The 23,739-nt window shown below is 51.9% G+C and carries 20 protein-coding genes and 4 pseudogenes; 10 read left to right on the top strand and 14 right to left on the bottom strand.

From position 1 onward, the window contains the following. The 5 genes and pseudogenes from ATN88_RS05115 to kefG all read right to left on the bottom strand — a co-directional run. On the bottom strand, positions 1-691 hold a 691-nt coding region (locus ATN88_RS05115; RefSeq protein ID WP_067412378.1), incomplete at its 3' end, for an isoaspartyl peptidase/L-asparaginase family protein. Positions 692-771: 80 nt separating this feature from the next. Then, positions 772-1,377, bottom strand: coding sequence for a peptidylprolyl isomerase (slyD, locus tag ATN88_RS05110; RefSeq protein ID WP_067412374.1), 606 nt, complete (start codon positions 1,375-1,377; stop codon positions 772-774). A gap of 110 nt (positions 1,378-1,487) precedes the next feature. Beyond that, positions 1,488-1,697, bottom strand: coding sequence for a YheV family putative zinc ribbon protein (locus tag ATN88_RS05105; RefSeq protein WP_067412371.1), 210 nt, complete (start codon positions 1,695-1,697; stop codon positions 1,488-1,490). An 18-nt stretch (positions 1,698-1,715) separates the two neighbouring features. Further along, a pseudogene (kefB, locus tag ATN88_RS05100) lies at positions 1,716-3,511 on the bottom strand (glutathione-regulated potassium-efflux system protein KefB). After that, complete coding sequence (kefG, locus tag ATN88_RS05095) at positions 3,511-4,074, bottom strand: glutathione-regulated potassium-efflux system ancillary protein KefG (RefSeq protein ID WP_067412367.1); 564 nt, start codon at positions 4,072-4,074, stop codon at positions 3,511-3,513. Before kefG ends, kefB begins: the two are co-directional and overlap by 1 nt. Before the next feature lie 286 nt (positions 4,075-4,360). Here kefG and ATN88_RS05090 point away from each other — a divergent pair. Beyond that, positions 4,361-6,282: pseudogene (locus tag ATN88_RS05090) on the top strand (ABC transporter ATP-binding protein). Then, positions 6,225-6,740 (top strand): TIGR02444 family protein, encoded by a 516-nt coding sequence (locus tag ATN88_RS05085; RefSeq protein WP_067412364.1) that lies wholly within the window; start codon positions 6,225-6,227, stop codon positions 6,738-6,740. Before ATN88_RS05090 ends, ATN88_RS05085 begins: the two are co-directional and overlap by 58 nt. An 18-nt stretch (positions 6,741-6,758) precedes the next feature. On the opposite strand, the gene ATN88_RS05080 is transcribed toward ATN88_RS05085, so the two are convergent. Then, a complete protein-coding gene (locus ATN88_RS05080) occupies positions 6,759-7,361 on the bottom strand; it encodes a LysE family translocator (RefSeq protein ID WP_067412362.1) in 603 nt (200 codons plus the stop codon). Between the two features lie 123 nt (positions 7,362-7,484). Between ATN88_RS05080 and ATN88_RS05075 the strand changes: the two genes are divergently transcribed. The 6 genes and pseudogenes from ATN88_RS05075 (at position 7,485) to ATN88_RS05055 (ending at position 12,083) form a co-directional block, all read left to right on the top strand. Continuing rightward, positions 7,485-8,867: an aminotransferase-like domain-containing protein gene (locus ATN88_RS05075; protein ID WP_067412359.1), complete on the top strand. Its 1,383-nt coding sequence runs from the start codon at positions 7,485-7,487 to the stop codon at positions 8,865-8,867. Between the two features lie 8 nt (positions 8,868-8,875). After that, positions 8,876-9,847, top strand: coding sequence for a hydrolase (locus ATN88_RS05070; protein ID WP_067412388.1), 972 nt, complete (start codon positions 8,876-8,878; stop codon positions 9,845-9,847). Between the two features lie 27 nt (positions 9,848-9,874). Then, on the top strand, positions 9,875-10,363 hold the full coding sequence (locus ATN88_RS26800; protein WP_232312819.1) for a DUF3187 family protein: 489 nt from the start codon (positions 9,875-9,877) through the stop codon (positions 10,361-10,363). 163 nt (positions 10,364-10,526) lie between these two features. After that, positions 10,527-10,850 (top strand): annotated as a pseudogene (locus ATN88_RS26790) (DUF3187 family protein); the annotation flags it as partial. 8 nt (positions 10,851-10,858) lie between these two features. Beyond that, complete coding sequence (locus tag ATN88_RS05060) at positions 10,859-11,074, top strand: YheU family protein (protein WP_067412355.1); 216 nt, start codon at positions 10,859-10,861, stop codon at positions 11,072-11,074. 139 nt (positions 11,075-11,213) lie between these two features. Further along, positions 11,214-12,083, top strand: coding sequence for a phosphoribulokinase (locus ATN88_RS05055; protein WP_067412351.1), 870 nt, complete (start codon positions 11,214-11,216; stop codon positions 12,081-12,083). A 125-nt stretch (positions 12,084-12,208) separates the two neighbouring features. On the opposite strand, the gene ATN88_RS05050 is transcribed toward ATN88_RS05055, so the two are convergent. Continuing rightward, positions 12,209-12,616: an OsmC family protein gene (locus ATN88_RS05050; RefSeq protein WP_067412348.1), complete on the bottom strand. Its 408-nt coding sequence runs from the start codon at positions 12,614-12,616 to the stop codon at positions 12,209-12,211. Between the two features lie 236 nt (positions 12,617-12,852). On the opposite strand from ATN88_RS05050, the gene crp reads away from it, so the two are divergent. Then, positions 12,853-13,485, top strand: a complete 633-nt coding sequence (gene crp / locus ATN88_RS05045; RefSeq protein WP_002535199.1) for a cAMP-activated global transcriptional regulator CRP — start codon at positions 12,853-12,855, stop codon at positions 13,483-13,485. Positions 13,486-13,649: 164 nt separating this feature from the next. Continuing rightward, complete coding sequence (locus tag ATN88_RS05040) at positions 13,650-13,841, top strand: hypothetical protein (RefSeq protein WP_067412345.1); 192 nt, start codon at positions 13,650-13,652, stop codon at positions 13,839-13,841. 9 nt (positions 13,842-13,850) lie between these two features. On the opposite strand, the gene ATN88_RS05035 is transcribed toward ATN88_RS05040, so the two are convergent. From ATN88_RS05035 to ATN88_RS05005, 7 genes and pseudogenes are all read right to left on the bottom strand, one after another. Next, positions 13,851-14,648, bottom strand: a complete 798-nt coding sequence (locus ATN88_RS05035; protein WP_067412342.1) for a DUF1338 domain-containing protein — start codon at positions 14,646-14,648, stop codon at positions 13,851-13,853. 21 nt (positions 14,649-14,669) lie between these two features. Then, positions 14,670-16,127 (bottom strand): succinylglutamate-semialdehyde dehydrogenase, encoded by a 1,458-nt coding sequence (astD, locus tag ATN88_RS05030; protein WP_067412339.1) that lies wholly within the window; start codon positions 16,125-16,127, stop codon positions 14,670-14,672. An 11-nt stretch (positions 16,128-16,138) separates the two neighbouring features. After that, positions 16,139-17,155 carry an arginine N-succinyltransferase gene (gene astA / locus ATN88_RS05025; RefSeq protein ID WP_067412335.1) on the bottom strand — a complete coding sequence of 339 codons (1,017 nt, stop codon included), beginning with the start codon at positions 17,153-17,155 and terminating at the stop codon, positions 16,139-16,141. Positions 17,156-17,193: 38 nt separating this feature from the next. Beyond that, the gene (locus ATN88_RS05020) at positions 17,194-18,408 is read right to left on the bottom strand and encodes an aspartate aminotransferase family protein (protein ID WP_067412331.1); all 1,215 of its coding nucleotides are present in this window, start codon (positions 18,406-18,408) and stop codon (positions 17,194-17,196) included. A gap of 332 nt (positions 18,409-18,740) precedes the next feature. Then, a pseudogene (locus ATN88_RS05015) lies at positions 18,741-19,315 on the bottom strand (aminodeoxychorismate/anthranilate synthase component II). A 91-nt stretch (positions 19,316-19,406) separates the two neighbouring features. Further along, on the bottom strand, positions 19,407-20,375 hold the full coding sequence (locus tag ATN88_RS05010) for a response regulator (RefSeq protein ID WP_067412328.1): 969 nt from the start codon (positions 20,373-20,375) through the stop codon (positions 19,407-19,409). Then, positions 20,365-23,703, bottom strand: coding sequence for a PAS domain S-box protein (locus ATN88_RS05005; protein ID WP_067412325.1), 3,339 nt, complete (start codon positions 23,701-23,703; stop codon positions 20,365-20,367). Before ATN88_RS05005 ends, ATN88_RS05010 begins: the two co-directional genes overlap by 11 nt. Positions 23,704-23,739: the final 36 nt, after the last annotated feature.

The following is a 23,739-nucleotide window of genomic DNA, read 5'->3' as shown; positions in this document are numbered from 1 at the left end:
CAGTAGAGGACACCGCCACATTGCCGTTTCTTGCATAGGTACCACCGCCAATAATTGGCGTGTCGCCCACGCGACCCCAGCGTTTGTTGGTCATGCCGCCTGTGCTGGTCGCTGCGGCGAGGTTACCTTCGGCATCCAATGCGACTGCGCCGACGGTGCCGAACTTTTTCTCGTCAGGGTAGCGCGCTTCAGACAATGCCACACCGCCGGTCTTTTTCATTGCCAACAGCTCGTTGTAACGACGGTCGGTAAAAAAGTAATCCTGCTCCGTGTAGGCATAGCCGCATTCTTTAAACGCGAACCGCTCTGCGCCTTCACCCGCGAGCATGGCGTGAGGACTTTTTTGCATCACATCGCGCGCCAGTTGAATCGGGTTTTTGATGTGACTGATGAGCGTCACCGCCCCCACATGCAGTGATTTGCCGTCCATGACGCTGGCATCCATCTCCACGGTTTCGTCATAGGTCAACACCGAGCCTTTACCTGCGTTAAACAGCTCGCTGTCTTCCATCACAGTCACAGCCGCTACGGTGGCATCAATGGCGGTGCCGCCAGCCGTCAACACCGCATGACCTGCGAGGACAGATTGCGCTAAGGTTTTGCGATACGCCGCTTCGAGGTCTGGCGTCATTAGACGACGTTCAATGGTGCCTGCACCACCGTGGATAGCGATAGAAAATGGGGAGGGCATGAAAAATCCTTATAAAAAAACGCCGCCCGATCTCTCGGACAGCGCCTTCAACAATCAGAGTATCTCTACTCTAAAAGCGATTAGTGTGAACCGCAACCGCCGCCACCGCAGCACTCGTGGTCATCCGCTTTTTCTTCGCCGCCACAGCAGCCATGGCCTTCGCCACCACAACAACCACCTTCGTGGTCATGGTCGTGATCGTGGCCACCACAGCAGCCACCGCCTTGGTGGATGTGACCGTGTGCGATTTCTTCTTCAGTTGCTGCACGCAGCTCTACAACTTCAACGTTGAACGTCAGTGTTTGGCCAGCCAGCATGTGGTTACCGTCAACAACGACTTCGTCGCCGTCTACTTCGGTCACTTCTACTGGGATTGGACCTTGATCGGTGTCCGCCAGGAAGCGCATGCCAACCATGATCTCGTCAACGCCTTGGAATACGTCTGCAGGTACACGTTGAACCATTGCGTCCATGTATTCACCGTACGCTTCTTCCGGCGCAACAGTCACTTCAAACGCTTCGCCAACTTCACGGCCTTCCAGCGCATTTTCCAGACCAACGATCAGGTTGTTGTGGCCTTGAAGGTATTGCAAAGGCATGTCTTTGGTTGATTCATCAACCACGATGCCGTCTTCATTTTTTACTTGGTAAGCAATGCTTACTACCACGTCTTTAGTGATTTTCATCTTTACTCCGGAAGCGGTTATTTAAGTCTCGGTGTCGCCGAAATGTGTTCGCATTATCGTCACCTGCTTAGTTCGGCGCCGATAATACAGAAAACTTTTGTCTGCGACTATCACTGCGGTTTAAATATCCCTATCACTTGTGCGTCTTGTTGGGTGGGTTCTTTGGTTGACGCTTCTTGGGCGACCGGAGAACGGCGATCGGTATGACCACACTTAACACACTCTACCACTTCCACGTGGTGTTCTTGCCACCAACGCAAGGTATCTGCCGCCTGACAGGACGGGCACGTTGCGCCAGCAATAAATCGTTTTTTACTCATTACATCCCTTGTACTGCGTTATTCCCTGTTCCAGCTCTGGTGGCGTTCTGTGTCCCCTTTCATTTCAAGGTCGAACAGCTCTTCCAGCTCCAGACGGGCTTCTTTCGTTCTTGAAGCCGCTAACACATCTTCACTGTGATGCGGTTGCAACTCATGCAGGCGCATTTCATCCAACTTACGGAAAAACGCTTCTGCACGTTTTGCTTTATACGGGTGCATGCCCAAGGCGATCAACGCTTGCTTGCCAAGATCGAGCGCACTCATAAAGGTTTCTCGCGAAAACCCTTCGACGTTGTGCCCCAACAGCTCATTGGCTTCCACGCGGCTTCGCGCCCTTGCCAGAATTTTGAGGTTCGGGAAGTGAAGCTGACACAGCGACACGATTTCCATCACCTCTTCCGGCGAGTCGGCGCAAACCACAATGGCCTCTGCCGAGGCAGCACCGGCAGCGCGTAGCAACTCAAGCTGCGTGGCGTCACCGTAATACACCTTGTAACCAAACTTTCGAAGGAACGCGATTTGAGAGGCGTCGCGCTCAAGAATGGTGACTTTAATCTTATTGGCAAACAGCAATCTGCCGACCACCTGACCAAAGCGACCAAAACCGGTAATGATGACTCTGCCACCGTCGTCCTCGAACTGCTCGTTCAAAGGTTCAGTAACATTGGCATTGATGGTTTTAGCGAACCACTTAGATTGCAGCATCAGCAGCAATGGCGTTGTCATCATGGATATGCTGACAACCACCAGCAAGAAAGCATTCAAATCCGGGTCGAGTATCCCTTCACCTCTTGCTGCGGTAAACAGCACGAAAGCAAACTCACCACCTTGGCTCAGCAATATGGCCACTTGGCTGCGCACACGCTCGGTGCCGCCAAACACCCTGACTAGTCCATATATGATGGCGGCTTTCACGCCGATCAAGGCCACCACCGCAGATAAAATCTCTAATGGGAATTCGATCAACAAGCCGAGGTCGACCGCCATCCAACGGCGATGAAAAACAGCCCCAGCAACAAGCCTTTAAAGGGCTCGATGGCAATTTCCAGCTCATGACGGAATTCACTCTCGGCAAGCAGTACACCCGCGAGGAAAGTGCCGAGTGCCATAGAAAGCCCCAGTGCTTGCATGCCCAAGGCGATGCCTATCACTAAAAGCAATGCTGCGATGGTGAACATCTCTTTGACGCGACTCAGCACCACCCAACGTAATAGCGGACGGAGAAGGTAATGACCGCCCACCAGCAAAAGGACGATAGCACCGAGCATGATGCCGACATCGGCCCAACTGCCACCCGCGCCGCCAGCCAATGCTGGCAAGATGGCGAGCATGGGGATCACCGCGATATCTTGGAACAAGAGCACGGCAAAGGCAGATTGTCCGGCTTCACTTCGCATCATGCGCTGCTCTTCGATAATGCGCATGGCAATGGCGGTAGAGGAAAGGGCAAGTCCCATCCCCACCACAATGGCATCCACCCGGCTGACATCAAACATCGACATCGCAATAGCAATGACAACACCACTTATCAGCACCTGACTGCCGCCAAGCCCCAAAATGGGCTTTCGCATTTGAATGAGTTTTTTCGGGTTAAGTTCAAGACCAATTAAAAACAGCAGCAGCACCACGCCAAGCTCGGCGAAATGCAAAATAGCCTCAACGTCGCTGATAAGCCGCAGCCCCCAAGGACCAATTACCACGCCAGCAATCAGATAGCCCAGCACTGAGCCAATGCCTAAACGCTGCGCCAATGGCACCGCCACCACAGCGGCGACGAGAAAGATAAGGGCATCCAGCAGGTAGTTATGCTCCATTACACTACCTCCGGTACAGGGTTACACAGCCAGTCTGAATAAAGCTCAGCGTGGGCGTTTCTGTCGTCATCCGTCACACGGCGCGCCCAGTGCAAAACCAGCGGCTCGACCCAACGCATCTGACACAGCAAGGCTGTCAGCTCAAACGGCTGCAGCAGCTCTTCCATGCTGTATTTGTTGTAACCGGTTTGACTGAACGCCTCGGCCGCGCCACCTGTGGTAATGACAAAGCGGCAGGTTTTTCCTGCGAGAGCATTTCCGCCCCCGTGGGCAAAGCCTTTCCCCAGCACAACATCAATCCATTCTTTAAGCAGCGATGGGCAGGAGTACATTTGCAGCGGGTGCTGAAAGACGATGACATCGTGCTCAAGCAAAAGCTCGCGCTCGTAATGCACATCGATGATGAAATCTGGGTAGGCAGCATAGAGATCGTGAACAGTGACATGCTGCAGTTGGCGCGCCGCATCAATCATGCACTTGTTCGCCACCGATTCATGAGGATCCGGATGCGCAAACAGTACCAATACTTTCGATCGAAAAAGCGACGTTTTCGTGTTTTCCATTTCGCAGCAAATTCCTTTATCACTGAGAGACTTCTTGTTCGCGTTTGAAACGCGATAACACAGTATTTTTTATAGTCTTTTTATCATGACACAAAACGCCCAGTTTTGAGGACTTAGGTGTCATCTTTCCACCATACGGTAAACAGAAGCAGATTTCACGGCTTGCACTTATTCAAGTTTAAGAACATGGCAACAATCACCTCGCCGCTTATGTAAAACCCTAGCCTGTGGTATAAATGCGCCTGAATTTTCTACTCCTTTGCACGCGGCAGGGCCGCCAGTAGTCATGATTACGATTTCAGATATCCAGCTTCTTCGCGGCGGCAAACCGCTACTCGATAAGGCATCCGCCACTATTCACCCGGGCGACAAAGTCGGTCTTGTGGGTAAAAACGGCTGCGGTAAATCCACGCTTTTTGCACTGTTAAAAGGCGAGCTTTCTCTTGATGCCGGTAACCACAATGTACCGGGCGGCTGGCAACTGGCTTGGGTAGCACAGGAAACCCCTGCCCTTGAACGCGCCGCCATTGAGTATGTGATTGACGGTGACCGCGAGTATCGCGAGCTGGAAACCCAACTACGCGCGGCAGAAGACGCTGACGACGGCCATAAAGTGGCTCTGCTGCACGACAAGATTGATGCCGTAGGCGGCTACAGCATTCGTGCGCGCGCTGCCGAGCTGTTAGATGGTCTGGGCTTTAGCCAAGAGCAAATGAGTTGGAACCTGACCCAATTCTCGGGTGGTTGGCGTATGCGCCTTAACTTGGCGCAAGCACTGCTTTGTCGCTCAGATCTCTTGCTTCTCGACGAACCGACCAACCACTTGGATTTGGACGCCGTGATGTGGCTGGAGAAATGGCTGCAAAACTACCGTGGCACCATGTCCTGATTTCCCACGACCGTGACTTCTTGGATCCTGTGGTCAATCGTATCATCCACATCGAGAACCAGTTGCTGAATGAATACACTGGCAACTACTCGGCGTTTGAAACCATGCGCGCGGAAAAGCTTATTCTGCAACAAGCCATGTTCCAGAAGCAGCAAAAGCAAATGTCGCACATGCAGTCTTATATCGACCGCTTCCGCTATAAAGCCAGTAAAGCCCGTCAGGCACAGAGCCGTATCAAGGCGCTGGAGCGCATGGAGAAGGTACTCCCTGCGCAATTCGACAACCCATTTAGTTTCGAATTCCGCGAGCCGGCTGCGCTGCCTAACCCTATCCTGATGATGGAAAACGTGGCAGCGGGTTACGGCGACAAGCTGATTCTGGAAAAGATCCACTTGAATCTGGTACCCGGCAGTCGCATTGGTCTTTTGGGTCGAAACGGCGCGGGTAAATCAACGCTGATCAAACTGCTTTCTGGCAGCATCCCAGCGCAAGCGGGTGAACTGCGTTACTCGCAAGGCGTGAAAATAGGCTACTTTGCCCAGCACCAGCTTGAAACCCTGCGTGATGACGAAACCGCCCTGCAACACCTGATGCGTCTGGCACCTGAAGCCACCGAACAGCAGCTTCGTGATTACCTCGGCAGCTTTGGCTTCCACGGTGAAAAAGCACTGGATGTGATCGCCCCATTCTCTGGCGGTGAAAAAGCGCGTCTCGTGCTGGCATTGATTGTTTGGCAAAAACCTAACCTTCTGCTGCTCGATGAACCGACTAACCACTTGGATCTCGACATGCGCTCTGCGTTGACGCTGGCACTGCAGTCATTTGAAGGCGCCATGGTTATCGTCAGTCACGACCGTTTCTTGCTACGCGCGACCACCGATGATCTTTATCTGGTTCACGACCATCAGGTGTCGCAGTTCAACGGCGATCTGCACGACTACCACCAATGGCTGACCGAGCAGCAACGCTCAGAGCGTCGTCAGGAACAAGCGGAAACCGCCAAACCTGCGGGTACCAACACGCAAGCTGCGCGTAAAGAGCAAAAGCGCCTTGAAGCCGAGTTCCGCCGCCTCACTGCGCCACTTCGAAAGAAAATTGACAATCTGGACACAAAGTTAGAGAAATTTTCTGCGACAATTGCCGAAGTAGAATCAGCCTTGGCGGAACCTTCTATCTATGAGGCGTCCAATAAAGACAAGCTGACAGAATTGCTTCGTCAACAGGCCGAAGCGAAATCATCGCTCGAAGAGGTCGAATTGGAATGGATGGATCTGCAGGAACAACTGGAAGAGATGGAAGCCGAGTTCCAAGGCCGATAAAGAACAATGCCACAGCCGACGGGCTGTGGCAGTTTTGCCTGCACCACTATGGTCAGCAGGAAGTCAAACACGCCTGTTTGAAGCTTCAAGACCAATTCAAAGGCAATGTGAATCTCGCCTTATTGCTCGCGTGGATTGAAGATGCGGGCTTCTCGCTATCACCCCATTCTCTGTCAGCCCTTCGCAAAACCATGGCGCAATCGGAAACCCTGCTCAGCCGCTACCGCTTAATGCGACGTGACCTTAAACCGCAGCTAAGTCGCGGTGCATATCAAAAGATGCTGAACTACGAGCTCACGCTTGAGAAATTCCAGCAGCAAGAGCTCATCACGTGTCTAAATCAACTCGATTGGGAAGAAACAGGCCCACCGGCACTCGAAAGTTACTGTACTCAGCTCGATACCGCGGCGCGTTACCTTTACCCGACGCTGATGAAAGGCCTGCACCGTCTAAGCTAATGCTGAGGCTGATGCTTATTACAGCCAGATAAACACGAGGCAACTGGCCGTCAATGCGCCCATGGTGCGGTTAAATGCCTTCCAGCTTGATTCCGTAGACAGCACTTTCCCGACCCAAACCCCGAAACCTGCCCAAAGCGAGGTTAACGGAAAGCCCACCGCAATAAAGGTCATGACAATCACGGCCGCCGACCACCAGTAGTCACCACCTGACAAGGTAAAGGTCCCGACGGCACTGACGGCCATCGCCCATGCTTTGGGATTGATAAACTGAAACATCGCACCTTCTAGCATGGTCATGGGTCTTCGCCCTTCACGCTGTGAAGCATCCGGTGCCCCTGCTTTGACAATTCGCCACGCGAGATAAACCAAGTACCCGCTGGCCACCACCTTCATGGTTTCTTGGATCCAAGGGTACATTTTAAAAATCACACCCAGACCGGCCGCCACAAAGGCAATCAAGGTCGCAACCCCCAATGAGATCCCAATCAAATGGGGAATGGTGCGCTTGTAACCGAAGTTCGCCCCAGATGCTGTCAGCATCATATTGTTAGGCCCAGGCGTTCCTGTCATGGTCGCCGCGAACACTGCCAGTGCCGCCAGAAAAGATATTTCCATCATCTTTTGCCTCTCCGCTCACATTGTATCGATACAATTTTGAATAATTGTTGATTAAATCACCATCACTGATTAAAAATCACGCTAACAGGGATCGATTAATGGATCAAAAGGTTTATTGTCACCATGACAATTACGAATATTGCATTGGAGAAAAACGGCGCTCCCATGTATCGGCAAATCGCCGATGCCATTGCGGAAAAGGTTCATAACCAAGAGCTGCTGCCGGGAACACGTCTGCCGACCCATCGCGCCTTGGCAGATGCCTTGTGCGTGACCGTGGGAACCATCACTCGCGCATACGCGGAAGCCGAGCGTAGAGGGATTGTTGAAGCCAAAGTCGGTGCGGGCACTTACATCAGCCACACTGACAAACCGCTTTGGACCTTCGCTGCCCCCGAACGGCCGGGGATCACGAGCTTCGGTTATAACGTTCCGCCGTCTATCAATCGTGCCGACGTGTTTGCCGATGCCCTGCAACAGCTCGCTTCGCATCCCAGTGAGCTCAATAGCTTGATGCTCTACCAACCTCCATCCGGCATTGTTCGACATCGTGAAGTGCTCTCTCAGTGGCTTGGGCATCACGGCGTCATTACGTCGCCGTCGCAATTGCTGTTTTGTTCAGGCGCACAAAGTGCCATGCAGCTTTGCCTGCTTACCCTTTGCCGCGCGGGCGATACCATACTGGCTGACAAATTTACTTACCCCGGTTTAATGAGCCTTGCCAAGCAGCTTCAGCTCACCATCAAGCCGGTAGAAATGGACGATGAAGGCATGCTGCCTGAGTCGTTACGTGCCGCTTGCCAGCAGTACCAGCCAAGGGCGGTGTATCTGACCCCGACATTACAAAATCCGACCACCGCGACCATGGGCGAAGCACGAAGAGAGGCGATCATCGAGATCTGTCGCGATCAGCAGCTGGTTATCCTCGAAGATGACATCAATGGTCTTTTGCCTAACGAGCGTCCCGAGCCTTTGGTCAACCTTGCCCCTGAGCAGGTGATTTATATTGGCGGGTTAGCAAAAACACTCGCCCCCGGATTACGGTTGGGTTTTCTGCATTTGCCTGAGAAGTTCTACCCACACTTCGTCAATGCACTGCAAAACCACAGCTGGATGATCAGCCCACTGCTGACCGCAATGGCGACCATTTTGCTGGAGAACGGTGCCGCTAATCAGATTTTGGATACCATACGTATAGACATGAAAAACCGCTGGCAGCGGGTGAAAGAGCATCTTCCTGATGCCGATCTTCGTTACCACCCTCACGGCTTTCATGGCTGGTTGAGATTGCCCGATGATTGGGCACTGAGTGACTTTCTCGCCGCGTGCAAAGACAATGGACTGGAAGTGAAATCTGCCGAGCTGTTTGTCCCGCCAGGTTATGGCGCGCCGCCTTATATTCGCCTTGCCGTTAGCGCGCCGCCAACTCTGGCACAATTAGAAATGGGGTGTGAGAAGCTTGCGCAGCTGCTCGCCAATCCCCCCATCAGTGAATTCGCATTATGAGCCACCGCATGACAACTGCATTTGTTCCGCTTAAGGGAGCGAAAAACCCTCATGTTCAAACCTTACTGCCGCGATTTATACGCCGTAAGGCGCTGTTTGAACCCGTTTGGCAACGTCTAAGTACGCCTGACGGAGACTTTCTGGATATCGGTTGGACAGAGCCGCCAGCGCAGGCAAAAGGTAAACCTGTCGCTGTGCTTTTTCACGGTCTGGCTGGTTGCTTTTACAGCCCTTACGCCAATGGCCTGTTAAACGCCTTTCGCGAACAAGGCTGGCTTGGCGTCATCATGCACTTTCGCGGTTGCAGTGGCTCACTTAATAAGATGCCAAGAAGTTATCACTCGGGCGAAACCAGCGATGCGCGTTTTTTCCTGACCTATCTGAGCGAACAGTTTCCCGATGTACCCCGCGTTGCCACGGGCGTGTCGTTGGGCGGCAACATGTTGGTGCGTTACCTCGCCGAGTTCAACCATGACCCGCTGATAAAAGCAGGCTGCGTTGTCAGTCCGCCACTGAACCTAGCTGCGTGTTCCAGTCGCATCAATCAAGGTTTTTCCAAGGTCTATCAGGCCTACTTGCTGCGTTCCATGAACCGCTCGCTCAGCAACAAATTGGCGCGTCACCCAGAGATTGGGCATTGGAAGAGTCATGACAAGGTCAACATCGATACCCTGTATCAGTTCGACCAAACGGTGACCGCACCACTGCATGGTTTTGAGGATGCCGAAGATTACTACAAGCAATGCAGCGGCTTAGGGGTGCTCCACCAAATTGCCACTCCCTTGAAAGTGGTCCATGCTAAAGATGACCCTTTTATGACTGACGCGGTGATACCGACCGAGCCTCTACCTGACAATATTCACTATCACCTCACCGAATACGGCGGTCATGTAGGATTTGTTTCCGGCACATTGAAGAAACCCGAATTCTGGTTGGAACAGGAAGTTCCTCGTTGGCTAGCCCTGCATATGGATAACTGACAACACGCAGGGCGAGAGAGGTGAATCATGGCATTTTCTCGCACTGCCCTGACCATACTGGCTCTGTTTGGTTTTTCCTTTACCGCTGGGGCTGACCCTGTGCGCTTTGGGCCTTTGATTGTCCAAAGCCAAGCCCCACTTCAAGTCACTGGCCTTGCCCCGATGCTGCATGACCCCATGTCGCTTGCTGCAGACGAAACCGAAGTGTTTGCGTCTTTGACCATTGCAAGCGTGTGGGCCAATACCCCCGACTATCTGTTCGACTACTACCACAATCAAATCATGGCGGGGTTTATGAATGCCCCAACGGAAACCACTAAAATCGGGGTCTGGTACCAGTATCGCTATGCAGCCAACAACCGCCTCGATGGTTTGACGGAAAAGTTTCACAGCATCTTTGGTATCGACCAAAACGGACGGACCGAGGTCGATGAAGACCGCTTCTATATTTCATTCCCTGACAGGTTGGATGAGCCAGTTGAAGCTTTGTCGGTGACCCGCTACTCAGTGCCCTGACCTTTTACGGTGAACACACCCTGTATCACGATGACCACCATGCGGTTAGCGTCGGGGCGACCTTGTTCTTTAATCGCGTCAGCCATGGCGTGTTTGCCAACACCACGTTCGAGCAAGCCTTCAGGTCAACTATGGCTACCAGCGTGAAAGCCACAAATTTACGGCGTCACTGGGCCTTACACACCGCCCGGACAAACAACAGCATTTTGTGGATGTAAAACCCTTTGGGGTAAATGCCGGCTTTAGCTACCAATACGTCTTGTTCAAACATCATGAATTGATTGCTGAATACCTTGTCTCTCAGGGAAAAGGAGACGGTGACAATTTGGGTGAGCTGACATCACTGGTGCATGAATTTGCCTTGGGCTATCGCTACCTTTTTGATGACAGTGCGATAGAATTGATGGCTCTGGAGAACATGTTCAATCACGATAACAGTACCGATATCGTGTTTTCGGCCACGTTCAGGCACCGCTTAATGTTGTAGGTAGCGAGATGATTGTCCCTTGGCAGGAAATTCCTGAAGAAAACCTAAGAAGCTTGGTTGAGCACTTTGTGCTGAGAGAAGGCACCGACTACGGTGAGCAAGAAGTCAGCTTTGATGACAAAGTCGATCAAGTGCTGGCGTTGATCCGCAATAAAGAAGCGGTGGTGGTTTACTCAGAATTGCATGAAACCATCGATATCAAACTGACACGCTCACTCGCGTAAACCTCCCCCTAAATAGCATGAAGTTGCCGATGACCTCTGATATTCAGGATCTTCAGCAGCTTTGGCTATGCCCCCAGCTTGACCTATCTGTGACTCCCTGTTAATTCTTTGTCATCACGTTAATTTGACAGGGTTTGTCATGTCTGCAAAACATCCAATCATTGCAGTCACCGGTTCATCCGGCGCAGGAACGACGACGACATCCGACGCGTTTCGGAAAATCTTCAATATGATGGACATCAGCGCGGCCTGGGTCGAAGGTGACAGTTTCCATCGATTTACTCGCCCAGAAATGGATGTCGAGATCAGAAAGGCCAAAGAGCAAGGTCGTCATATCAGCTACTTTGGGCCAACCGCCAATGACTTTCCAAGGCTAGAGTCTTTCTTCAGAGAATATGGTTCGCAAGGCACGGGACAGTTCCGTCGCTACCTTCATACCTTTGACGAAGCGGTGCCTTACAACCAAATGCCCGGCACCTTTACCGCATGGCAAGACCTCCCCGAACACACAGACTTAATGTTCTATGAGGGGCTGCACGGCGGTATCGCCGACGGCGACATCAATGTGGCGCAACACGTTGATCTGCTGATTGGCATGGTGCCGATCGTTAACCTTGAGTGGATTCAAAAGTTTGTTCGCGACACTCGCGACCGCGGCCATTCACGTGAAGCGGTGATGGACTCTATCGTTCGCTCCATGGATGACTACCTGAACTACATTACGCCACAGTTCAGCCGCACCCACATTAACTTCCAGCGCGTGCCGACGGTTGATACGTCGAACCCGCTCAATGCCAAAGCCATTCCGAGCCTTGATGAAAGCTTTGTGGTTATCCGTTTCCGCGGCATTAAGAATGTCGACTTCCCGTATCTGCTTACCATGATTCAAGGTGCCTTTATGTCGCGCCACAATACCTTGGTGGTGCCAGGCGGAAAGATGAGCTTTGCGATGGAGCTGATTATTCGTCCATTAATTCAGCAATTGATTGAGACAGGGAAAATCAGTTAAAACCAGACGTTATGCACTGTGGCGCAATAAAACCGTGCAGTTGCATGACCCATTCATAGTCTGAATAATTAGACAAACAAAGAAGGAGGGCATGCCCTCCTTCTTTATTTCATCAACAGTCTTCTTTAGTTCGTTTGTTGGATTTCGTAAGAGTGGGTCATTTCCACACCGGCACCCAACATCAGACAGACCGAGCAGTATTTTTCCAAACTGTCTTTCACCGCTTGCGCCACTAAAGACTCATCAATCTGATCGCCCTTCACCACAAAATGGATATTGATGCGGGTAAATAGACGCGGTGCTTGCTCTCTTCTTTCTGCCGACAGCTGCGCTTCACAACTGACAATCTTTTGGTTGCCCTCTTCCAGTGCCGCGACAACATCGACAGAGCTACATCCGCCGGCACCCATCAAAACCATTTCCATTGGGCTAGGTGCATGCGCTCCACCATTGCCATCCATCACAATGTTGTGGCCCGTATTTGACAGTCCCAGGAACGTCTTATTTCCGCACCACTTGACGCTTGCTTGCATCGCTTTCCTCCACTTACTTTCAGGGTCGTGATCTTGTCCACGTTTTTAGCCTTTATTAGGGGGCTAAGTCCATATCAAAATCAAGAAATCGTGCGTGAAAAAGGATAAACTCAATGACTCAAACAGAGAGCTTGTAGCCTGACTGCTGAAACTTTATGCTATCCAACGGACAGGTGCCGCAGGACGATGGGCTAAGGAAGACTCATCAGGCAACAAATGCAGAGGAAATGAGATATATGGTTCCAGGAAAACCTCAGACAGACCCAACACTAGAGTGGTTCCTTTCACACTGTCACATTCACAAGTACCCATCGAAAAGTACGCTGATCCATGCTGGTGAAAAAGCAGAGACCTTGTACTACATCGTTAAAGGTTCAGTGGCAGTACTGATCAAGGATGAAGAAGGCAAAGAGATGATCCTCTCTTACCTCAACCAGGGCGACTTCATTGGCGAACTGGGCCTATTTGAGGAAGATCAGGAGCGTACCGCATGGGTTCGCGCAAAATCTCCGTGTGAAGTGGCTGAAATCTCATTCAAGAAATTCCGCCAGCTGATCCAAGTAAACCCTGATATTCTGATGCGTCTTTCTTCTCAGATGGCTCGCCGTCTACAAGTGACCAGCCAAAAAGTTGGTGACTTGGCGTTCCTAGACGTAACAGGTCGTATCGCGCAAACACTGCTGAATCTGGCAAAACAACCAGATGCGATGACCCACCCAGACGGTATGCAGATCAAGATCACTCGTCAGGAAATCGGTCAAATCGTTGGCTGTTCTCGTGAAACCGTTGGCCGCATCTTGAAGATGCTGGAAGAGCAGAATCTGATTTCTGCGCACGGTAAGACCATCGTGGTATACGGCACTCGCTAATACTTCTTGATGAGACGAATAAAAAAGCCACCGCTTATACGGTGGCTTTTTTGTTTATTGCGTGATCATTATCTCGCCGAAATTTCAGCCAATTTCCCGATTCGGTGCTACCTTTCAAAGCAAAGCATGTATGAATTTGCATGCATACTAAAAGGTGGATTCATATGGATATGGAACACGGCATGTTTTCAACAGCAGCCGTACAATCAACACCCTCAACCTGGTCACGCACCAGCGTTGAATTAACGGGGTTTAACGGCCCTTCCCACTACCATTTGCAAAAACTGCTTGGGGAAGAGAAACGTAAACCAGATGCAGACGAATGGCCAGCAAGCCTGATTAACGAGCGTTGCTGACCAGACACGTTACATCTCGTCCGTACTTTCAAAGATCTTATCGGCTGAGGCTTCCACGAACCCTTGATACAGGCTCCCATCCGGTAACGCATAGCGTTTGGCAAACTCATAAAATCCACCAGGAATGAGCATTTCACCGTCACTGAAGGTCACCGGCACTTTGTCGGCCATGGTGGCAGACTGCTCCAGCATCACCTCTGGATTCCCCTTCACGTCTCCGCCTGACTCATTGATTGCAAAACCAGCTTCACGCAGTACGCGGTTCACATCGGTCACCTCTTCCACAGTGCTAAGCTGATTCACGCTGACGGTAAAATGATTGGCACCAAAGCCATGCGCAGCAACCCAGCCTGCATATTCACTTTCTTCCGATAATAGGCGGTAAGTAGCCTCATCAACCTCCCAAGGACGACCACCGTGCAAGAACGCTGAACCATGCATCCATTGCTCTTCAACCTGGTCCACCAGCTTTCTGACCGTCATCTGAAGCTCAGACGAGCACTGCCCGACCATTAATTCACTGATGAATACCTTTGGTGCATCAGGATTAGGGTGCTCGTAGTGGTGAGCGTAGAGCTTTTTCGCCTTAAAGTGATATTCCCCTTTCGGCTCATAGCCAATAGCAATAAATGGGGCTGCCAATCTGTCCAATCCCACTTTTGGCAACGCAAAGGTGCGCAGTGCGATGTGGTCATTAAGCAGTGGCTGACCTTCTTCTAACAGCGCATGCACCTTGGCAGCAGAAGGACAAAGACGCGCAGTATAGTCTTGCCACAGTGCCTGAAATAACGCCTCAACTCGTTCCATCACATCCTCCAATCAGTGTGCTTACAAGGATAGACCAGGGCTTAGCTGCGCTGGCAGGGAAACATCTTCCCCTTCCATCGATGCCATTGGGTACGCGCAGTAATCTGCTGCATAGTAGGCACTTGGGCGAAGGTTGCCCGATGCGCCCGGCCCACCAAACGGCGCGTCGCCACTGGCACCCGTCAGCTGGCGGTTGCGATTCACAATGCCAGCTCGGATGTGGTCAAGAAAGTACGCCCACTCTTTATCGTCGGTAGACACCAAGCCCGCGGAAAGGCCATATCGGGTGTCATTGGCAAGCTCGACGGCTTGTTCCAAAGTTTGATAACGTACAACCTGTAGCAGAGGGCCAAAGTATTCTTCATCAGGCAGTGCATCAATGGCAGTAACCTCAATGATGCCCGGAGACACGACCGCGTCGTGCAGCAACTTCGCTGTCAGAAGCGGCTTGCCCCCCAATGACTCAAGGTGGCTCTGCGCCGCCAGAATACCTTCTGCCGCGCGCACGGAGATTTGTGACCCCATGAAGGGTGCCGGGTCATCAAACTGTCCACCGACACGAATGTTTTGGGTCATCTCGACAAGGCGATGCAGCAATGCATCACCGCGTTCGCCTTCTGGCAGATACAAGCGGCGGGCACAGGTGCAACGCTGACCGGCACTGATAAAGGCCGATTGGATGATGGTGTAAACCGTGGCATCGGTATCACCAAAGCTGTCAGAGATAACCATAGGGTTATTCCCGCCCATTTCCAGTGCCAGCATCTTGCCCGGTTGACCGGCAAACTGACGATGAAGAATATGGCCAGTATTAGCACTACCGGTAAAGAGAAGGCCATCAATGCTTTTGGATTGTGCCAAGGCTTCGCCAGTTTCACGGCCGCCTTGGACAAGGTTTATCACGCCTTTCGGTAGCCCCGCTTCAATCCAAAGCTTTAAGGTTTCTTCTGCCACTTTTGGCGTTAAGTCTGACGGCTTAAACACCACAGTGTTACCCGCGAGCAATGCAGGAACAATGTGTCCGTTCGGCAAATGCCCTGGGAAGTTGTAAGGGCCGAAAACCGCCATGACACCCAGTGGGCGGTGACGCAGCACGGCTTGGGTACCCGCAACGTCCTTGCTTCGCTCACCCGTGCGCTCTTCATAGGCGCGCAGTGAGATACCAATTTTACCGACCATGGCCGCGGCTTCTGTGCGGGTTTCCCACAGTGGTTTACCGGTTTCTTCGGCTATCACGGTCGCGATGTGTTCGCTGTTTTCTTTCACTTTTTCGGCGAAACGCTCGACCAGCGCTTTTCGCTCTTCAAACGTCGAGTGTTTCCAGTTCAGGAAAGCCTCTCTGGCTGCCAATACCGCGCTTTCAACCTGCTCAGGCGTCGCAGCTTTCCCCTGCCAAATCACTTCGCTGTTAAAGGGGTTTAACGACTCAAATGCGTCACCCTTGCCTTCCGAAGGAAGGTTATTCATCCATTGCGTCATCTTCCTACCTCTTAAAGGGAAACCAAGCGAACGGTGTCGCCGTTACTGACCTGAAGGGCGTCGGCCACTTCCTGACTGATAAGTGCTTTGTTGCGCTCAGCATCTACGCCTATCTTGGCAGCCGTTGCACGGAAGTTTTGGAAATCACTATTAGAAATTAGATAGTCCTGTGCACTGGTGTGCTCGGCAATCTTGACCCTTGCAGTGAACGAGCGACGAATAGAATCGATGTTCTGGCGCAGACATTCGACGGTCGGGCCGGCATCAAAAATGTCGACATAACCGCGGCAGGAAAACCCTTCTTTTTCCAACATACGAAGTGCTGGACGGGTCTTCTCATGCACTTGCCCAATGACTTCCTTGGCTTCATCGCTCAAGAGGCTCACGTAGATAGGCAGTTTTGGCATCAAATCGGCAATAAAGCCTTTCTGACCCGTGCCCGTGAGGTAATCGGCAAGGGTAAAGTCGATAGAAAAGAAGTGCTCTTTGAGCCATGCCCAGAATGGTGAGTTACCGTCTTCGTCAGACACACCGCGCATTTCCGCGAAAATGACGTCTGAGAATTTTTCTGGGAATTGTGCCAGCATCAGGAAGCGGCATTTCGACAACAGTTTGCCGTTCAAGCCGCCGCGAAACTCAGGGCGCAGGAACAAGGTACAAATCTCGGTGGCACCGGTGTAGTTATTACCAAAGGTCAGCACCTCGACCACGTTGTGCACGTTGAGACGGCGAGAGTGGTGCACCACTTTGCTGATGTGGTAGCTATAAAACGGGTTGTCGAGACCAATGGCTGCTTCTATCCCCGTCGTACCTGCAATTTCACCCGTTTCAGTGTCCTCCGCCACCATTAAATAACCTTCCGTGCCGGGCGATTGCGCATCACGCGCAAAGCTCACCAATGAATGGTCAATACGGCCACGAATTAAGGTTTCGTCGACCGGCAACGATGTGAAGCCATGTCCTGATTCTTCAGCACACAACATCAATGCATCAAAATCTGACTCCCTGATAGGGCGAATTACCAGCATCTCACTCCCTCCTGCTGCATAAATCTAAGGGCGGCGTATTACGCCACCAGCTTGGACAGTGCGCGATCCAAACGCGCCAATCCTTCTTGTACTTCTTCTTTGGTGATAACCAGCGATGGGGTCATTCTGACCACGTTAGCACCGGCAACCAGTACCAAGAGGCCTTCTTCACCGGCAGCGACCAATACATCGCGTGCACGGCCTTTCCATTCGTCATTAAGCTCTGCACCAATCAGCAAACCTTGACCACGGATGTCGGCAAACAGATTGTATTTAGCGTTCAGTGCTTCCAGCCCTTCACGGAACCAGCCTTCGCGCTCTTTCACGCCTGCCAACACCTCAGGTTTGCTGATTTCTTCCACCACAGCTTCTGCCACTGCACACGCCAGCGGGTTACCGCCATAAGTTGAGCCGTGCGTCCCCACTTTCATGTGCGCAGCGAGTTTTTCCGTGGTCAGCATGGCACCGATTGGGAAACCACCGCCCAGCGATTTCGCGGTGCTGAGGATATCTGGCGTCACACCAGTTTGTTGGTAAGCGTAAAACGTACCTGTACGGCCGTTACCGGTTTGGACTTCATCAAAGATCAGCAGCGCGTTGTGCTTGTCACACAGCTCTCTGACGCCTTGCAAGAAAGTCGCGTCCGGCGAAACCACGCCGCCCTCACCTTGCAATGGCTCCATCATGATGGCGCAGGTTTTGTCAGACATCGCCGCCGCGAGCGCATCAAGGTCGTTGTAGGGCAAGTGCGTCACATCACCCGGTTTTGGCCCGAAGCCATCCGAGTATGCCGCTTGACCACCCACGGTGACCGTAAAGAAAGTTCGGCCGTGGAAGCCTTGGGTAAAGGCGATGATTTCGCTTTTCTCTGGACCATGCACGTCCACTGCCCAACGACGCGCCAATTTCAGTGCAGCTTCGTTTGCCTCAGCACCAGAGTTCGCGAAGAACACACGTTCGGCGAAGCTCACTTCTGTCAGCTTCTTCGCAAGGCGCAACGCGGGCGCGTTGGTCATGACATTGCTGAGGTGCCACAGTTTCTCGGCCTGCGCTTTTAGCGCGTCTACCATCACAGGATGACAATGGCCAAGACAGCTCACCGCAATCCCGCCAGCAAAATCGATGTACTCGTTGCCGTCCTGATCCCAAATGCGAGAACCCTTGCCTTTATCCGGGATCATTTCCATCGGTGCATAGCATGGCACCATCACATCATCGAACAGCTTACGTTCTACTTTAAAATTAGCCGTCATCGCTCATATCCTTCTGTCGATTCTGCTTTAAGCATAGTATTTACATTTTCTTAACCAACTCAATAGCAGATAATTTTCTAACCCTAAACTGTAAACTTGGAGAAATTCACCTTGATGCCATAGTTATGCGCAATTTGGCCCAAGTTATTAATACAACAAGTGGTAATAGTGTCTTTCCTATTGGGAAATAAAGGAAGAGAGGCAATTTAAAAGTGAATAAGGTTTCACTGTTCACGCGCAGAATAGGGTGAAACTAAAATGTAAAATTGGTGATACAGATCGACCCGCCAGATCAGAAAATCAGCGTGTTCGAAGGAAAGATAAGACTGGATTTATCGCGCGAGGAAGTTCGCCAACAGTTGATGACCCTGTTCGGTCAGAATGCTTTCTGGGTGAAATTGGACGCCTTCAAGCGGCAATGTGCGGTGGCGAATACCCATGATTTCATCGAACTCACCGTCTTTCTCCGTCCACGCGGTCACTTCAAAGCAATCCGGCAAGGAAGACGCTTCCACCACCAAAGAATGATAACGCGTTACCGTCAGCGGGTTATTGAGCTCGTGAAACACTCCGATATCTTTGTGTCTGACAGGACTGGTTTTGCCGTGCATCACTTGTTTTGCCCGCACCACGTTGGCACCGAATACCTGCGCCATGCTTGATGGCCGAGACACACGCCCAAAATAGGCAATTTTCCGGCAAAGTGTTTGATGGCGTCGAGAGAGATACCGGCATCGTCCGGCGTACAAGGACCCGGAGAGATGACAAGATGGCTTGGTGCCATGGCTTCGATGTCCGCCAATGAGATCGCATCATTACGATGAACTTCAACCGTTACACCTAACTGGCAGAAATACTGGTACAGGTTGTAAGTAAAAGAGTCGTAGTTATCAATAATTAACAGCACAAATGGATCCCATCACGTCCTGCTCGCATTACATCAGCGAGACTGGGCGCAAATGCTATCACAGCCCATCATTTGCTGCACGGTCCCGGCTTCAGAATTCGTTAATAGGCAAGATGGGGGTGGGCCATGGCTCAGATAACCACTGGGCGTAGAGACCCGCCAATTCTTCACTGTTTTCATCCAGCAGATGAATCAGTCGCGGGTCGACCAGCGTCCCTGCGTCAGCAGCAATGTTTTGGATCGCCGCTTGGACTTTGCTGTCCACATTGCCATTCAATTGCTCGATTTCGGCGTCCAGCCTTTCCGCCACCGTCACGACCCGGCACTCTTCGGGAATTTTGTCGCCTTCAATTTCCGGAAAACCGGAGCCGTCCCAACGGGTATTCTTGTAAGTCAGCAAGGTCGCTGCCACACAGGCAAACCCCTTCGTGGCTTCTGAAAGCAATAGCAGGCTTCGGCTCTCTGCTGTGGTGTTATTGCCTTCGTCATTCCAAAGCTCACCCAGAGAACAGAGCGGATACGCAAGGCTGATGTCTTCTGCCTTGGCTTTGGTCAGTCCGTATTTGAGCGACAACCACTCGCACAATTTGGCGATACGCGGCGCAGCAATCTCGACGTCGTTGTTGTGAAGAGCCGCGACCGCTGCCACTTGGTTCATCACCATCTGGTAGTTTTCACGCATGGTCGCTGCACGCGCTTCACCGAGCAAGTTCGCCACGCGGCTTTTTACCAATTCAGGTGACACAGGTTTTATCAAAAAATCTGCCGCACCCGCTTTCAGACCTTCCACTTCACTTTGGTATTCGTCGAGTGCTGACACGATCACGATAGGAATATGGCTCAACGTCCGTTCTTGTTTGAGCTGACGACACACCTCATAGCCGTTCATGCCCGGCATCATGATGTCGAGCAGGATAAGATCGGGACGTTGCTGCATGGTCAGTTCAATGGCGCGTTCACCGCTTTTGGCAAACACCAAGGTGTATTGGTCCTGAAGAATCGTTCGCATCACATGCAGGTTGCTGGGCTCGTCATCCACCACCAGTACTTTATACGCCATAGCCTGTCACTCCTGTATTTTCTGATGATGGGAACTGTTCAACGGCCGCCAAGAACAGTTGATAGGCTTCATCCAATTCAAAGTTTTCAATGGCCTCGACGAATTGCGCGAGCACCGCGGGGGCAATCAGCCCAGTCATAAGAGGAATGAGCGATTTATACATTTGCTCATCCAACTGCCCTTCAGAGAGTTTGGACGCAAACACTTCTGCGGAACGGGCAAACTGCTCGGCATTCATTGCGACTGACTTGTCGTCATTCTCCAACTCATCAATGCGCACCCCTAAATAGGCAAGTGCCTGATCGATGGTGGCCGTCAACGTCGACCCTAACTCTTTCAGTCGGTTTTCCGCGGACAGCCTGTCGCCGTTTTTAAGGCTTTGTTTGATGCGGTAAATGTCACTCTCCAGTTTGGCGAAGCCAAGATAGTGCGCAGACTCACCCGCTTTGCCGAGATATTCGATTGCGCCATCAGGGGATTCCGCTAACTGCCGCAAGGTTGCAGACGGCAGCTTCTTGTAATTGACGAAGAAGTTTCGCACCACGCTCAGCAAAATTTCTGAGGTTGGCCAACGGCGATACGCCACGTTATCGTCAAAGAGCAGTAATTCGTCATCGTTCTTCACCGCTTTTATCGGCATAACATTGCTGGTTTCCTCATGCACACCCATGCAATGCTTCAAGGCTTCAAACACTTGGGCACTCTCGAACGGCTTAGTGATTACGCCGTCAAACCCGAGTTCCAGCCATTCACTTTCTGGGGTTGGGTCGACCGTGAGCGTCAGGGCGATCACCTTAGGCGGCTCTTTCGCCCATTGCTTTGCCCATTGCTTCAAGGTTTTCGGGTCGGGAAACTCTTCATTGAGGTAAGCATCCAACATCACCACATCGACGGGCTGGGTTTTGATCACGTCTTCGGCTGACACCATGTCGGTGAACGTCAGCACTTTTACCCCTTGTCTGAGCGAGATATCTCGAAGCTCTTGTTGGTTGCGCTGCACATCATCGATAACCAGCACTTCAATCGGCGGCAACGCATAGTGATGAATTTGCTCGTTGGCTGATGCTGACACGCCTTGGGACTGAATGAGCGGCAAATCGGCATACACCAAGGAGTTATTCGCCGTCTCACCATCAAACCATAGGTTGCCGCGCATCAACTCCACCAGCTGAGTGATAAGCGTGGCTGACAAGGTTTGCCCTGTGTTGTCGACTTCGTTCTGAGCGCGTTTTTGCGAGCACGACGGATAGGTGGCAACCGTAAAGCGGATCATGTCGTTGACCGGCAGCACATGCAGTGCCACATGCCCTTCTTCGGTTTTGGTCAACGCGCTTCGCATCATGTTTTGCAAAAGTTGCTTCACACGGCGGGCATCACCGACATACAAATCGCCCAGCGACTCGCTGTAATGCAAGGTGACATGTAACTCTCTGGCTCTCACTGTTTCTCGGGCGATAAACTCGATTTGCCGACAGAGCTGCGCGAGCGAAAACTCGGCCATGTCGAGTGGCAATGATTGGCTTTCCAGCTTCGAGGTATCAAGAATGTCGTTGATGAGTTTCATCAAGCTCTCACCGGATTCTTTGATCACCTCGAGATGGTGGCGGTGAGACGGGTTCTTCTCCGCATCAATCAACACATTGGTCAGGCCGAGAATGGAGTTCATTGGCGAGCGGAATTCATAGCTCATATTGGCAAGAAACGAGGCTTTCGACTGGGATGCCTTTTCAGCCAGCCGCATCTTCTCTTCAAACTCTTCTTCGGCCTCGCGCTTTTCAGTGATGTCGATGATGACACCGTCAATCCAAGTACTGCCGTCTTCCGCGCGGTAGCTATGGCCGATTTCCCAGAAACACTTCTCTTGCTCATCACGGGTCGTGAACCGGTATTCACAGTCGTACTTACCGTTTCGTCTGGATGCCAACTCGCGGGCGCGGCGGTAGTTGTTGGCATCGCTTGGTCTTATCCTGTCGACAAAATGGGAGACCCCGTTTTCCCCAGTCAGCACCGATGCGCTGTAGCCAGTGATGGATTTGGCCGCATCACTGATGTACACCATGTGTCTGGCAGCACCCGTCATCTCCCTAAACGCCATGCAGGGCAAGTTGGCAATCAAGGAGCGGTATTGCTTGGCATTCTCACGAAGTGCCCAAGCGAGATGACGCTGCTCAGAAATGTCGGAAATCACCGCGACAAACTCGTGTTTACCCGGAAGCGCTTGATGGCCAATCGCCAAACGCACAGGCAGCAAGCTGCCGTCTTTTCGCTTCGCCGTGACCTCACGTACCGAACCCACCACCGAGGAGTCGCGTTTTTCAATGTAGTTGTGGATATAGGAATCGTGGCGGTGCTGATGCTCGTCGGTCACTAGTACTCTGACGTTGTTTCCGACCACTTCTGACGCGTACCAGCCAAATATGCGTTCGGCTGACTGATTGAAAAAGGTGATGGTGCCATTTTGGTCAATCGCAATCACTGCATCGGTAATGGTTTGCATCACGCCTTCGAGCTCTTTGCCTTTTTTAAGCAAGTCATGCTCTCTGACGCGGGTGCGGTAATAGGCCGTCACCAGCGGGCTCGCAATGCCGGCAAGCAAGAAGCTAAAGGCCAAAATGATCAGCATGTCGCGTCCCAACAGCGGCATGCCATCCACCCTCGCAGGTTGCACAGACAACACCAACGTGCCGCGTGAGAGCAACGCCACAATCAAAATTGCGATGGTCAGCACTGCGCCTGCCGTCAGCGAACGCGAGACGTTCAAATCCCACCGCCCTTCTGTTTTTGGCGAAAAGCGGATCCATAGGCCCAACATTACCAAGAAACCGGCCCCAACCGTCATCAATACTGCACTAGAAAAATCAAACTGGGATACCGCCACCCCATTGACACAGGCGTACGTCAGCAAAGTTTGCAGTGAAAGCGTAATGGTCACAATAAATGCGGAAGCGGCAATCTTGACGGGCGAGTTGGTGCTGGCGGTAACGAGCTTCAACGCAAACAGCACGGCAATCGCCCCCGGAACAACCGCCAATAGCAATACCGTCGGAGAGAAACCGACTTCACGAAATGCCGAGTTTGCCAGCACATTGGCGACAGGCAGCAAGATGAGGCCAGATGTGAGTGTCAGCGCATTCACTGGAATAGGTGTGTTTTTCCAGACGCCTTTTCTGCCCTCTTTCAGCGGGCGATGAATGAAAGACAAAGACACAAGCGTGAACGTCGCGATGACGGCCAGCAGCAGAAACCAAGGTTCATACATGCCAGTAAGCACCGGCTGATCATTCAGTGGCGGCAATATAAACAGCGACAGTGATTCAATGACTGACATGCATCTTTCCAATTAGGGATGAAAGAAACATCAGGG

The sequence above is a fragment of the Enterovibrio coralii genome, assembly GCF_001559595.1.
Taxonomy (GTDB): domain Bacteria; phylum Pseudomonadota; class Gammaproteobacteria; order Enterobacterales; family Vibrionaceae; genus Enterovibrio; species Enterovibrio coralii.
Note: the sequence above shows the minus strand (reverse complement) of the source record. Positions and strands in the feature narration are given on the sequence as shown.